The 12918-nt window shown below is 42.5% G+C and carries 12 protein-coding genes; 9 read left to right on the top strand and 3 right to left on the bottom strand.

Annotation, left to right across the window (positions count from 1 at the left end):
* The first annotated feature begins 6 nt into the window (after window positions 1-6).
* The 7 genes from C1A07_RS07685 (at window position 7) to C1A07_RS07655 (ending at window position 8988) form a co-directional block, all read left to right on the top strand.
* A complete protein-coding gene (locus tag C1A07_RS07685; protein ID WP_101876595.1) occupies window positions 7-702 on the top strand; it encodes an L-ribulose-5-phosphate 4-epimerase in 696 nt (231 codons plus the stop codon).
* A gap of 108 nt (window positions 703-810) precedes the next feature.
* Window positions 811-2448, top strand: a complete 1638-nt coding sequence (locus tag C1A07_RS07680; RefSeq protein ID WP_101876594.1) for a response regulator — start codon at window positions 811-813, stop codon at window positions 2446-2448.
* A complete protein-coding gene (locus C1A07_RS07675) occupies window positions 2438-3970 on the top strand; it encodes a sensor histidine kinase (protein WP_101876593.1) in 1533 nt (510 codons plus the stop codon). Before C1A07_RS07680 ends, C1A07_RS07675 begins: the two co-directional genes overlap by 11 nt.
* A 152-nt stretch (window positions 3971-4122) precedes the next feature.
* Window positions 4123-5217 carry an ABC transporter substrate-binding protein gene (locus C1A07_RS07670; protein ID WP_101876592.1) on the top strand — a complete coding sequence of 365 codons (1095 nt, stop codon included), beginning with the start codon at window positions 4123-4125 and terminating at the stop codon, window positions 5215-5217.
* Between the two features lie 178 nt (window positions 5218-5395).
* A complete protein-coding gene (locus C1A07_RS07665) occupies window positions 5396-6910 on the top strand; it encodes a sugar ABC transporter ATP-binding protein (protein ID WP_101876591.1) in 1515 nt (504 codons plus the stop codon).
* Window positions 6910-7959 carry an ABC transporter permease gene (locus C1A07_RS07660; RefSeq protein WP_101876590.1) on the top strand — a complete coding sequence of 350 codons (1050 nt, stop codon included), beginning with the start codon at window positions 6910-6912 and terminating at the stop codon, window positions 7957-7959. The genes C1A07_RS07665 and C1A07_RS07660 overlap by 1 nt, the downstream gene beginning before the upstream one ends.
* A 15-nt stretch (window positions 7960-7974) precedes the next feature.
* Entirely contained in the window at window positions 7975-8988 is a 1014-nt protein-coding gene (locus tag C1A07_RS07655) for an ABC transporter permease subunit (RefSeq protein ID WP_101878080.1), read from the top strand.
* A 115-nt stretch (window positions 8989-9103) separates the two neighbouring features.
* Here C1A07_RS07655 and C1A07_RS07650 read toward each other — a convergent pair whose 3' ends face one another.
* The 3 genes from C1A07_RS07650 to C1A07_RS07640 all read right to left on the bottom strand — a co-directional run bounded on the left by C1A07_RS07650 (window position 9104) and on the right by C1A07_RS07640 (window position 11149).
* Window positions 9104-9667, bottom strand: a complete 564-nt coding sequence (locus C1A07_RS07650) for a 6-pyruvoyl trahydropterin synthase family protein (protein ID WP_101876589.1) — start codon at window positions 9665-9667, stop codon at window positions 9104-9106.
* Between the two features lie 95 nt (window positions 9668-9762).
* Window positions 9763-10128 carry a Fur family transcriptional regulator gene (locus C1A07_RS07645; RefSeq protein ID WP_101876588.1) on the bottom strand — a complete coding sequence of 122 codons (366 nt, stop codon included), beginning with the start codon at window positions 10126-10128 and terminating at the stop codon, window positions 9763-9765.
* Window positions 10064-11149, bottom strand: coding sequence for a LacI family DNA-binding transcriptional regulator (locus C1A07_RS07640; protein ID WP_101876587.1), 1086 nt, complete (start codon window positions 11147-11149; stop codon window positions 10064-10066). Before C1A07_RS07640 ends, C1A07_RS07645 begins: the two co-directional genes overlap by 65 nt.
* Window positions 11150-11470: 321 nt before the next feature.
* Between C1A07_RS07640 and C1A07_RS07635 the strand changes: the two genes are divergently transcribed.
* Window positions 11471-12451 (top strand): tripartite tricarboxylate transporter substrate binding protein, encoded by a 981-nt coding sequence (locus C1A07_RS07635; protein ID WP_101876586.1) that lies wholly within the window; start codon window positions 11471-11473, stop codon window positions 12449-12451.
* A 17-nt stretch (window positions 12452-12468) separates the two neighbouring features.
* Window positions 12469-12906 (top strand): tripartite tricarboxylate transporter TctB family protein, encoded by a 438-nt coding sequence (locus C1A07_RS07630; RefSeq protein WP_180952205.1) that lies wholly within the window; start codon window positions 12469-12471, stop codon window positions 12904-12906.
* Window positions 12907-12918 lie beyond the last annotated feature (12 nt).

Genomic DNA, 12918 nt, shown 5'->3' with positions numbered 1-12918 from the left:
TAAAATATGTTAGAGCAATTAAAAAAAGAAGTTTATGAAGCAAATATGCTGCTTCCAAAATATAATCTGGTAACTTTTACATGGGGCAATGTAAGCGGAATTGACAGAGAAAGCGGGCTGTTTGTAATTAAGCCCAGCGGCGTAGATTACGATAAGCTGAAACCTGAAGATATGGTAGTTGTGGACTTAAAGGGAAATGTAGTGGAAGGAAGCTACAGACCGTCCTCAGATACTCCAACCCATGTGGTGCTTTACAATTCATTTAAAGATATAGGCGGAGTAGTACATACTCATTCTCCCTGGGCAACCAGCTGGGCCCAGGCAGGCAAGGAGATTCCCTGCTATGGAACTACGCACGCAGATTATATTTACGGTCCTGTTCCTTGTGTAAGAAACCTGATAAAGGAAGAGATTGACGAAGGATATGAGACCAATACAGGAGTTTTAATCGCTGATTACTTTAAAGATAAGGATTATAAAGCTGCTCCCTGTGTTCTGTGCAAGAACCACGGCCCGTTTACATGGGGAAAGGACGCTTATGAAGCAGTTCACAATGCAGTAGTGCTGGAGGAAGTGGCGAAAATGGCCGCCCGCTGCCAGTTAATTAATCCTCAGGTAGAGCCTGCCCCTCAGGTGCTTCAGGATAAGCATTATTACAGAAAGCATGGAGCGAGAGCTTATTACGGACAGGAAAATAAATAAAATCAAAAGCCCTTCAAGGGTTTTGGACAAAGCTTTCAGGGTGTTGCAGAGGGCGCTTAGCCGGCTTTCTGCAATGCCCTTTACGTGTTAATGGGAGGAAAGAGGAAAATGCTGAAGGTCTTTTTGGCGGAGGATGAAGTGATTATCAGACAGGGAATTAAGAATACGATTTCCTGGGAAAAAGAGGGACTGGAATTTGTGGGGGATGCCGGAGATGGAGAACTGGCTTATCCTCTAATACTGAAAACACAGCCGGATATTTTAATAACAGATATTAGAATGCCTTTTATGGACGGTTTAGAGCTTAGCCGTCTTGTAAGGCAGAAGCTTCCGTCTATAAAAATTCTGATTTTAAGCGGCTACAATGATTTTGAATATGCCAGGCAGGCCATAGAAATCGGGGTTACAGATTACCTTTTAAAACCTATTAGCTCCAGCCAGCTGCTGGAAGCCGTAAAAAAAGTGGCCGGGATTATTTTAGAGGAGCAGGAGCAAAAAAAGCTGCTGGAGCAATACCAAAGCGATATGGAGGAGAGCCTGAACCTGGAAAGAGTAAAGCTGTTTGGGGAGCTGGTAGACAGGACGGTCACTATAGCGGAGGCTGTGGAAAGAGGGGAGAATCTGGGACTGGATTTTTCCGCCGCCTGCTATATGGTTGTGGTTTTCTCTACTTTTTATACAGGAGACAACCATGCCTATGCCGAGAAAAGGGTAAGAACAGATGAAGAAATCAGAAACTTTATAAATAGAGAGCCGGGAATCCTTTTGTTTGAAAGACCAGTAGACGGATGGTTTTTAGTGCTGAAGGGCGAGGACCAGAAGGAAATTGAAGATTTACTGGAAAGATTTAGAGCGGCAGTGGAGGAAGCTGCGGCGAAAGAGACAGGCATCAAATATTTTGGGGGAATTGGGGAAACAGTTATGCGTTTGGGAGACCTGCGCAATTCTTATGCAAAGGCCAGCAAGGCTTTTGCCGGCAGGTTCTTTATAGATCAAAACCAGATGGTTACATGGAACCAGGTAAACGGCAGAAGCGGAACTGGGGGAGAACAGAATCTGCAGATTGTGGATTTTTCTGTGAATAACAAAAAGCTGGTGGAAGAGTTTTTGAAAACAGGCTCTGAGGGAGAGGCAGAGGGGTTTGTAGACGAATATTTTGAGATGGTGGGAGGGCAGAATTACAATTCTCTGCTTTTGCGCCAATATGTAGCTATGGATATTTATTTTAGCGTAGTACAGTTTTTAAGAGGCTTAGGCAAGGAGGGGGCAAAGCTTCCGGAGACCTTTGGGGACGCCAATAAAATTACCCAGGTAGTAGCGGGGGTAGATACTACAAAACAGTATATCAGCCAGATTTTAAAATTGGCCGTCAGCATGAGAGACACGGTTTCCCTGGATAAGTATTCAGAGGTGATTGAGGGAGCCAGAAAATATATAAAGGAAAATTTTAGCGATGACGACATTTCCCTGAATAAGGTTGCTTCCCAGGTGGGCATCAGTCCCAGCTATTTCAGCACTATTTTCAGACAGGAGTGCGGCCAGACCTTTATTGATTATTTGACCAAGCTGAGAATAGAAAAGGCTTGCGAGCTGTTAATGTGCACCAGCTACAGGGCTACTGAGATTGCAGACATGGCCGGATATAAGGATTCTCATTATTTCAGCTATATTTTTAAGAAAACCATGGGCTGTTCTCCTAAAAAATACAGGGAGCGCAGAGGCGGAGGTATGGCAGATGAGTCGTAAAAGATGGTCCTTGAAGCAAAGGCTTCTTTTGCTTAACGCTATTGTGATGGTGCCTTTAGGGGTTCTGGCAATTTACTTAATAGTGGTTATGAAGGATTTTACCGGGGCTTACAATCAGATTGTAAAAAACGTTACGGCAATTAATAATTATAATCTGAATTTTAAGGAGGAAATGGATTACGCCATGTACCGGGTGGTGATCGGCTCTGTTTCCTTTGACGAGCTGAAAAAGGGGGATAAAATTGACGATATATATTCCAGCGTAGTTAAAAATCCTTATTTAATGATTGAGGAGGCCAGGGAAGACTTTAAAAACCTGGAGCTGGTGATTACAAACCCAAACAGCGCGGGAAAGATTCAGGGGATTTTAACCAGCCTGGACAGCTTGGAGCACGCCATTAATAAGCTGGAAGAAAATTTAAAGTATCAATATGGCCAGGAAAAGTATGAAGGCCAGGAAAATGGAAATCTTCGGTCTGTTTATACAGAGAATATGAATCTGCTGGAAAATGACGTAAGAAGCACGACTACTATGATTCAGGAATTTGTGCAGCAGTATATTTATTATGAAACTCAAAGCTTTGAAACAATTCGTATAGATCTGGAAAGGCAGGTAGGGCAGGCGGTTATGCTTAGCGCTATTTTGCTGGCTGCCAGCCTGCTGGCAGGAGGACTGGTATCGGGAAAAATTGTGGACAGTGTGACAGGGCCTATTAAGGGGCTGTGTATGGCTGCAGAGGAAATGGGAGAAGGAGATTTTGATTCCAGAATTGAGGTGGAGTCAGGAGATGAAATTCAGATTCTGGCTAAGGGCTTTGACCAGATGAGAGGGAAAATTAAGACTTTAATTCAGGATGTAAAAATAGAGCAGAGCAATTTAAGAGCTACAGAGCTAAAGCTTCTCCAGGTTCAGATTAACCCTCATTTCCTGTACAATACCTTGGACGCTATTGTGTGGATGGCAGAAGGAGGGCAAAATAAAGAGGTTATTTCTATGACTACCTCCTTGTCAGATTTTTTCAGAACAGCGTTAAGCGGAGGCAGGGATTTTATTACTGTGGCAGAGGAAGAAAAGCATGTGCACAGCTATTTAAGAATCCAGCGGTACCGGTATCAGGACATTTTAGAATATAAGATTCATATTGACCAGGAGCTGTATCCCTGCAGAGTTTTAAAAATGACCCTTCAGCCTATTGTAGAAAATGCTTTGTATCATGGCATTAAAAATAAACGGGGAAAAGGAATGATTCAGATACGAGGATATGAAAAGGACGGAAAGGTGATTTTTGAGGTGGAGGACAATGGAATCGGAATGACAGAGGAAAAGCTGAAGAATTTGCGGTGGAAGATCCGCAACTATACTGGAGAAGGAGAAGAGGGCAGAGGCTTTGGGCTTGTTAATGTGGAGGAACGGCTGAAACTGAATTATGGCAAAGAATATGGACTTCATATTGACAGCAAAGAGGGGAAGGGCACAATCGTTTATATTTGCGTTCCGAAAGATATTGCACCAACTTCGTAAAAAATCGTACCAAAATCTGGATAATGACAAAAAATAGTAAGATTTTTTACATAAATTTAAAGATGTTCCGTAGCGGCCGTAAGAAAATAAGTCTACAATAAAGCTACAATAAACATAGCGGTAAAGGGCCGCAAATTTAAGGAGGGTTTATTATGAAAAAAAGAACTTTAGCATTATGCATGGGTATTGCTGTAACAGCTGCAATGACAGCAGGCTGCGGCGGCGGTGAGAAAGCAACAGAAGCTCCTGCAGCAACAGAGGCTCCTGCTGACACAGAAGCAGCAGACGCAGCTGACACAGAAACCGAGGCTGAAGCAGAGGACGCTGGTGCAGAAGGCGGTTCTGATGATTTAATCGTAGTAGGATATGCACAGGTTGGCGCAGAATCTGATTGGAGAACAGCTAACACAGAATCTTTCAAGAGCACATTTACAGAAGAGAACGGATACAAATTAATTTTTGACGATGCACAGCAGAAACAGGAAAACCAGATTAAAGCTATCAGAAGCTTTATTCAGCAGGACGTTGATTATATCGTAGTAGCTCCTGTAGTTGAGACAGGATGGGAGACAGTTCTGGAAGAAGCTAAGGAAGCAGGCATTCCTGTAATCCTTTCCGACAGACAGATGAAGGTTTCTGATGAATCCCTGTATGAGTGCTGGGTAGGCGGAAACTTTGTAAAAGAAGGTGAAACAGCAGGCGACTGGCTGGCAGATTATCTGGAAGCTCAGGGACGCGGCGAAGAGGAAATTAACATTGTTACCATTCAGGGAACCATCGGCGCTTCCGCACAGGTAGGACGTACAGAAGGTTTTGGAAACAAACTGGCTGAGCATTCCAACTGGAAAATGTTAGATATGCAGTCTGGTGAATTTACACAGGCAAAGGGCCAGGAAGTTATGGAATCCTTCCTGAAATCCTATGATGATATTGACGTAGTTGTTTGTGAGAACGACAATGAAGCATTTGGCGCTATTGACGCTATTAAGGCAGCAGGAAAAACTTGCGGACCAGACGGCGACATCATTATCTTCTCCTTTGACGCTGTTAAAGCAGCATTTGACGCTATGATCGCAGGCGACTTAAACGCAGCATTTGAGTGCAACCCACTTCACGGACCACGTGTAGCTGAAATCATTCAGAAGCTGGAAGCAGGCGAAGAAGTTGAAAAGATCCAGTACGTAGACGAAGCATACTTTGATACAACTATGGATCTGGAAGAAATCGTTAAGACACGTGCTTATTAATAAGCAGGTTTTCTGAAGAATATAAGCAGTATAAAAACATAGGTGTTGAGATTCGGAGAACCTTTTAAAAGGTTCTCCCTCACACCTCTTTTTTTACCCTATAGGGAGTTAAATTCCGCAATTCCCTATAAGGTAAAAAATAAAAAACATAAAAAATTAAGAAAGAGAGGCGGGCTTTATGGAACAGGGAGTTGTCCTTACAATGAGGAATATCAGCAAAAATTTCCCAGGTGTAAAAGCCCTGCAGAATGTGGATTTCACTTTGCGCAAGGGAGAAATCCATGCGCTGATGGGGGAAAACGGTGCAGGAAAGTCCACGCTGATTAAGGTTCTCACTGGAGTAGAGGAGTTTGAAGCAGGAGAAATTATGATTGACGGCAGTTCGCACGCCATCATTAATAAATCTCCTCAGGAAGCACAGAAAAACGGTATCAGCACAGTGTATCAGGAAGTAAACCTTTGTCCCAACCTATCTGTGGCAGAAAATCTGTTTATTGGCAGAGAGCCGAAAAAGGGGGGACTGATCGACTGGAAGACTATGAACAAACGGTCAAAGGAGCTGCTGGAAAGTCTGGACATTCATGTGGATGTTACTATGGCCATTGAAAATTATTCTATTGCTATTCAGCAGATGCTTGCTATTGCACGTGCGGTGGATATGTCTGCTAAGGTATTGATTTTAGACGAGCCTACGTCCTCCTTGGATGACAGTGAGGTAGAAAAGCTGTTTGTACTGATGAACCGCTTAAAATCACAGGGAGTAGGAATTGTCTTTGTCACTCACTTCCTGGAGCAGGTGTACGCAGTGTGCGACAGAATTACAGTTTTAAGAAACGGGGAGCTGGTAGGCGAGTTTACTACAGAGGCTCTTCCTAGAGTTCAGTTAGTTGCCAAGATGATGGGCAAGGATTTTGATGATCTGGCGGCGCTGAAAAAAGAAGGCGAGGAAGCTAAGACTGGCGGCGAAGTGGTTATTAAGGCAGAGGGACTTGGGCATAGGGGGACCATTAAGCCCTTTGATCTTACAATCCGCAAAGGCGAGGTTATCGGTCTTACAGGACTTTTGGGTTCAGGACGTTCTGAATTGGCCAGAAGTATTTACGGGGCTGATAAGGCAGATTCCGGAGAGCTTTACGTGAATGGAAATAAGCTTCATGTGAACGCGCCTTTAGACGCTATGATGCACGGTATGGCATACTTGCCTGAAAACAGAAAAGAGGAGGGTATTATTGCAGATTTATCTGTTCGTGAAAATCTGATTATTGCCCTTCAGGCAAAACGGGGAATGTTTCATTTAATGAGTAAAAAAGAGCAGGAAGATTTCACTGATGAATATATTAAGGTACTGCAGATAAAAACAGCCAGCAGAGAAACTCCTATTAAACAGCTGTCAGGCGGCAACCAGCAGAAGGTGATTCTGGGAAGATGGCTTCTTACAAATCCGGATTTCCTGATTTTGGATGAGCCTACCAGAGGTATTGATATTGGAACGAAAACAGAGATTCAGAAGCTGGTGCTGGAGATGGCTGATAAAGGAATGGCCGTTATGTTTATTTCTTCTGAAATTGAAGAGATGCTTCGTACCTGCAGCCGTATGGCAGTTTTAAGAGACGGTTCTAAGGTAGGAGAGCTTTCAGGCAATGAACTGAATCAGGAATCTATTATGAAGACAATCGCAGGAGGTGGAAAATAATGGATAGATTGAAAAAAATAACTTCATATCGCCTGTTTTTGCCTTTGGCCAGTTTGGCCCTTGTGCTTTTGATCAACCTGATTACCACGCCTACATTTTTCCAGATCAGTATTAGAAACGGCGTGCTGTACGGGTACATTATTGACGTTATTAACAGAGCCAGCGAGCTGGTGATTCTGGCGGTAGGCATGACGCTTGTTATTTCCTCATCAGCAGGAACTGATATTTCTGTAGGCGCTATTATGGCAGTTGCAGGAGCTGTGTGCTGTAATATTTTAGCGGGAGGAGAACAGTCTGTAACTGCTTACTCTGCTCCTTACGCAGTTGGATTTATTGCAGCTTTAATCGTAGGCATTGTCTGCGGTTGCTTTAACGGATTTTTAGTTGCAAAGCTGAAAATTCAGCCTATGATTGCTACTCTGATTTTGTTTACTGCCGGCCGCGGTATTGCCCAGTTAGTAACAAAAGGACAGATTACATATATTCGTGTAGACAGCTTTAAGCTGTTGGGAGCCAGCCTTCCAGGCGTGCCTCTTCCTACTCCTGTATTTGTAGCTGCCATTGTAGTAATTATCACTATGCTTCTTTTAAAATATACGGCTTTAGGCTTGTATATACAATCTGTAGGTATTAACCCGAGAGCCTCCAGGCTGGTTGGCTTAAAATCTACAATGATTATTTTCCTTACATATGCATTCTGCGGTCTTTGCGCAGGAGTTGCAGGTATGGTTGCTACATCCCGCATTTACTCTGCAGACGCTAACAACATTGGTTTGAACATGGAGCTGGATGCCATCCTGGCTGTAGCTCTTGGAGGAAACTCCCTGGCAGGCGGAAAATTCTCCCTTATGGGCAGTATTATCGGCGCATATACAATCCAGGCTTTGACCACAACTCTTTACGCTATGTCTGTATCTGCAGATCAGATTCCGGTTTACAAAGCCATTGTAGTAGTTATAATCGTTGCTTTACAGTCTCCTGAATTTGCAAAGATGAGAAAACGTCTGATGGCAAAATCTGCATCCGGAGCAAGAAAAGAGGTGGCATAAATGGGTAAAAAGGGAATGAAAGCAGGCAGAAAGCTGGATGGAAATTCCTTCCTGCTGATGCTTACAATCGGATTATTCTTTGTTATGTATATTACAGGTATTATCCTGTTTAAGGATCAGGGATTTGCAAAAACTCAAAACTTCCTGAACCTGTTTATCTCTAATGCCGGACTGATTGTTATTGCAACAGGTATGACTATTGTTATGATTACTGGAGGAATTGATATTTCCGTAGGTTCGGTAGTAGCTATGATTTGTATGCTGCTGGCCTGGATGATGCAGAATAAAGGCATCGGGGCAGTTCCGGCAGTGCTGATTGCTTTAGGCGTAGGCATTGTATTTGGATTTGTTCAGGGATATTTGGTGGCGTATTTAAAAATCCAGCCCTTTATTGTAACCCTGGCCGGAATGTTCTTTGCCAGAGGTATGACTGCTATTATCAGCCGTGATATGATTAGTATTGAAAACCCTACTTTCCTGTCATGGGCCAAATTTAAAATTTATCTGCCTTTTGGGGGATATGTAAATAAAAAAGGAGTTATGATTTATCCTTATATTTATCCTACAGTAGTAATTGCCTTAGTAGTGCTGATTTTAGCATTTGTTATGCTGAAATATACTAAATTCGGCCGTTCTATTTATGCAATTGGAGGAAATGAGCAGTCTGCGCTTTTAATGGGTCTGGATGTTAAGAAAGTAAAACTGAAAGCTTATATTTTAGACGGCTTCCTCTGCAGCCTTGGCGGAATCCTGTTCTGTCTGAATACCTTAGGCGGATTCGTGGAGCAGGCAAAGGGCTTTGAGATGGACGCCATAGCTTCAGCCGTAATCGGAGGAACTTTGCTTACAGGCGGTGTTGGAAACGTAATCGGAAGCTTATTTGGAGTTTTAATTAAAGCTACTATAGAAGCATTTATCACTTTCCAGGGCACCTTATCCTCCTGGTGGGTAAGAATCACTATTGCAGCGCTGCTGTGCTTCTTCATTGTACTTCAAAGTATTTTTGCAGCATTGAAGAAAAAGAAATAAAAATTTGCGGTAAAAAATCAGTTAGCCTTCTGATATCTGTGTGTACATGATAATCAGAAGGCTAACCTTTTGTTTCACTTTATAACAACTGGGGAAACTCTAAATTGTTTTTAACCTATTTTTTGTATCCGCACTTAGGGCAAACGCCGTTTTCGTTTAAGGCGATGCCGCATAATGGGCAGCGGTCGATTTTGTTTTTCGTTTCAAATTCTGCAGAAGCAGCATTTACGCCGCTGGTAAATGTAAGCTTTGCAATGTTCAGTTTATCTTTCAGCAAGTCGTAAACAATCTTAATCATACCCTCAACAGTAAGGGTTTCTTTTGTCACCACTAAACGGCAGTCCGGGTATGCAGTAGCCAGTTCTGTTTTAAAAGCAGGGCCCTTCATCTTGTTTGTAGGCGCGCCGTCTTTGATGCCCTGTTTTTCATAAACATCTAAAATAGCAGGCAGCAGAGGATCGTCTTCTCTGAGAATCAAAGCGTGGTCGAAGTTTTTAAGAACCTCCCAGGCAGTTTTCTGAATCTCATTACATGGGAATACCATATTCACTCCCGGCTCAATAGAATCTTCCACCTCAATTGTTAAAACGCCGGTATGGCCGTGCAGATACTGAGCTTCTCCCTTAAAACCAAAAAATCTATGTGCATACTGCAGATCTAATGTTGTAATACTTCTCATATTTTATTCTCCTCTTATTTGCAATATTTACGGGTATTTTGTGCCCCCGCATAGGCGCAAAACAAAATGCTCCGAGATATGTACAGTTATTTCTGTTACTCCTTTGAATTGTTTTTGCATTCTGGACAAAGACCTTTAAAGACAATGTCATGTCCTGTAAATGTAAATCCATGGGCGTTTTCAATAGACTTCTCTAAGTCAGCTATATATTTCATATCTACATCAAAAACGCGGTCGCATTTTGTACACCTGATGTGATAATGATCGCTGGTTAGATGGTCGAAACGGTCAGGTCCTCCGGGGATCTCCTTTTTCTTAATCTCACCCATTTCGCACAGACGCTGAAGATTCCTGTATACAGTTCCCCGGCTAATATTCTTGTGCTCTTTAACAATTTCATTGTATATCTCGTCTGCAGCGGCATGGACCTGTAGAGCGGCGGATGAGAAGCTCCGGATCATACTCAATTTTATTTACCTGAGGCGCAATAAGGGAGGCTGACCGTCCAAGTTGGGAAGCAGACTGCCTGCTGAGAATTAAGTCCACTGCAGACTGCCCTCTAAGAGGCAGGTGATGCTCAATGGTAGTAATAGAAGGAATGGATACGCCGCTGACAAAAATATTGTCAAATCCACATACAGAGTAGTGGTCAGGCACGTGAAATCCAGAGTCATAAAGGCAGCCAATAATGCCGATAGCCGTCATATCATTGACGCCAATCAGTGCAGTGGCAGAGCTTTTGGAACTTAGCACTTTTTTTGTCAGGCCATAGCCTACCTCATATTCATAAGGAGAAGTAGTGGTATCGGATTCTGCAATATGGTCGCTGATAAAAATATCTAAAGACCCCTGAGGCATTTTTTCCTTTAAAGCTATTTTAAGTCCCTCCAGCCTTTGGCGCCGGGCCAGACTTAAATTATCTAAAGGAGTAGAAAGAAATGCAAAGTGGAAATGGCCCAGAGAGAGAAGATGCTCTCCCATAATAACGCCGGCCTTTACATTATTCAGCTCTATGGACGGAATAGTCATATCAACTGTTTTCTCTCCTATGAGAACAATGGGGAGAGAGAGAGCCAGCTGTTCTGCCATCTGCGGATAGCTGGGCACAAAGGTAAAAATAATGCCCGCCACCTTTGTTTTAGAAAAATAGTCTAAGTAGTAGGATTCATACTCCTTATTTCTGGATGTATTACAGAGAAGAATTTTATACCCCTTTGATAAAGCATATTTTTCAATGCAGGAGGTAAGCTGAGTGTAATACGGGTTGGAAAGAGTGGGAATAAAAACAGCTATAATGTTTTTGTCAGGAACAGAAATACTTTGGGCCGGGAGCATATATCCCAGCTGTCTGGCTGCGTCCAACACTTTATTTTTGGTCTCTTCGCTGAAGGAGGGACCTATTTTATTGTTTAAAACCATGGAAACAGTAGATTGAGATACGCCGGCTAAGCGGGCTACATCTGTAGAAGTAACTTTTTTCATTTAAAATACCTCATTGTTATTTACTAAAAATATTCTTGCTAAAAGAATTGGTAATAATTATTAATAAAATTATTATATGATGAAATGAAGGGAACGTCAATGAGAAAAGAGTAAAGACTGTCATTATCACTAAAAACACAGGAAATATTTTGTTAAAATAGTGAATATCACAAAGGTTGACAAATAATATTAATAATGATAATATGAAGTTGTTAAAAATATTAATCAATTTTGAAAGAAAATATTAATATTATTAATAAGAACTATGATAATGTTTATCTAAAGCATTTTATTAAAAAGGTAAGGAAAAGGAGAAAAACTATGAAAAAAACTTGGAAAAAATTATTGGTTCTGGGACTTGGCGCGTTGATGCTTACAGCCTGCAGCAGCTTGGGAGACAGCGGAAAAAAATCTGATTTCCCCAATACACAGCTGAATATGATTGTACAGGCCAGCCCGGGAGGGTTGTCAGATCAGGTTTCTAAAGAAACAGGGGACCTTATGGGAAAGGTTTTAGGCCAGACGGTAATTTGTCAGTACAAGCCAGGGGGCAGCGGAGCAGTAGGAATGTCTTATGTACAGGCCAGCAAGCCGGACGGATATACTATCGGTCATACGCCTTTAGAGCTGGTAATGTTAAAATCTTTAGGATACGCAGATCTGCAGCCGGATGATTTAACATTACTTGGTCGGGCGTACACAACAGTGGGAGCATTAGCTGTAAAACCGGGAGATGAAAGATTTTCTACAGTTGAAGAATTTATAGAATATGCCAAAGCTCATCCAGGTGAGCTGACAGTGGGAAATGCAGGTACAGGATCTATTTGGCACTTAGGAGCTATTGGCCTGGAAAAAGCAGCCGGAGTAACATTTAACCATGTGCCTTTTGATGGAGCCAGCAAAAGTATTGCAGCTTTAATGGGAGGACATGTAGACGCAGTTGTCAGCGCTCCTATTGAGCTGATGTCAGGGGCCAAGGGAAATGAAATACAGATCCTGGCCACCATGGGGGAGGAACGCTCACAGGCATTTCCGGATGCTCCTACCTTAAAAGAAAGCGGAATTGACTATGAGCTTCTGCACTGGGGCGGCTTCGCAGGACCTAAGGACTTGCCTGAGGATGTGAAAGCAGCTCTGCAAAATGCTTTAAAAGAAGCTGTAGAGTCTGATGAATACGCAGAATTTATGAAAGAAAGAGGAATGGAGCCTGCATTTCTTCAGGGAGAGGAATACGACCAATTTATTAAAGAGCAGACAGAGTTCTTTGATCAGCTGATTGAAGAGGCCGGATTAAAGAAATAGAAAGAGGAGGAAAAATTGTGGTTGGTGAAATCGTAATTTCTTTAGCGGCAGTGATCATCTGTGCGGCGGCATTTATAAATGCATTTTCCTTCCCCGGAGGCACGTCTGACGGCGTGCCGGGGGCAGGAGTATTTCCCCAGGCATTGTGCGCCATTATTATTTTAATTAATCTGATTCTTATATTCCGCGCTGTAAGAGATAAGAAGAAGACAGAACCGGAAACAGAGGAGCAGAAAATAGGCTTTAGACGGCTGGCGCTGATTGCTTTATGTACAGCGGGATTTATTGTGCTTTGGGGGAGCCTGCATTTTGTAATTATCTGCAGCGTTTACCTGATTTTAGTTGGACTGATTTTGAAGCAGAATATGAAAACCTTTGCGCCTGGAGCTGTTGTCAGCTCAATTCTGGTATTTTACATATTCCAGGAATTTTTAAATGTTATGCTGAATAATTAAGGAGGAAAACTA

Source organism: Lachnoclostridium edouardi (assembly GCF_900240245.1).
GTDB classification, from domain to species: Bacteria; Bacillota; Clostridia; order Lachnospirales; family Lachnospiraceae; genus Lachnoclostridium_A; species Lachnoclostridium_A edouardi.
The sequence above is the reverse complement of the archived record's forward strand: the minus strand, read 5'-3'. Positions and strand labels throughout refer to the sequence as shown.

Coding starts and splice junctions, on each gene's coding strand:
- C1A07_RS07660 (WP_101876590.1), top strand. CDS start 6,910: ATGGATAGATTGAAAAAAATAACTTCATATCGCCTGTTTTTGCCTTTG.
- C1A07_RS07665 (WP_101876591.1), top strand. CDS start 5,396: ATGGAACAGGGAGTTGTCCTTACAATGAGGAATATCAGCAAAAATTTC.
- C1A07_RS07645 (WP_101876588.1), bottom strand. CDS start 10,128: ATGATCCGGAGCTTCTCATCCGCCGCTCTACAGGTCCATGCCGCTGCA.
- C1A07_RS07635 (WP_101876586.1), top strand. CDS start 11,471: ATGAAAAAAACTTGGAAAAAATTATTGGTTCTGGGACTTGGCGCGTTG.
- C1A07_RS07685 (WP_101876595.1), top strand. CDS start 7: ATGTTAGAGCAATTAAAAAAAGAAGTTTATGAAGCAAATATGCTGCTT.
- C1A07_RS07655 (WP_101878080.1), top strand. CDS start 7,975: ATGAAAGCAGGCAGAAAGCTGGATGGAAATTCCTTCCTGCTGATGCTT.
- C1A07_RS07680 (WP_101876594.1), top strand. CDS start 811: ATGCTGAAGGTCTTTTTGGCGGAGGATGAAGTGATTATCAGACAGGGA.
- C1A07_RS07675 (WP_101876593.1), top strand. CDS start 2,438: ATGAGTCGTAAAAGATGGTCCTTGAAGCAAAGGCTTCTTTTGCTTAAC.
- C1A07_RS07670 (WP_101876592.1), top strand. CDS start 4,123: ATGAAAAAAAGAACTTTAGCATTATGCATGGGTATTGCTGTAACAGCT.
- C1A07_RS07640 (WP_101876587.1), bottom strand. CDS start 11,149: ATGAAAAAAGTTACTTCTACAGATGTAGCCCGCTTAGCCGGCGTATCT.
- C1A07_RS07650 (WP_101876589.1), bottom strand. CDS start 9,667: ATGAGAAGTATTACAACATTAGATCTGCAGTATGCACATAGATTTTTT.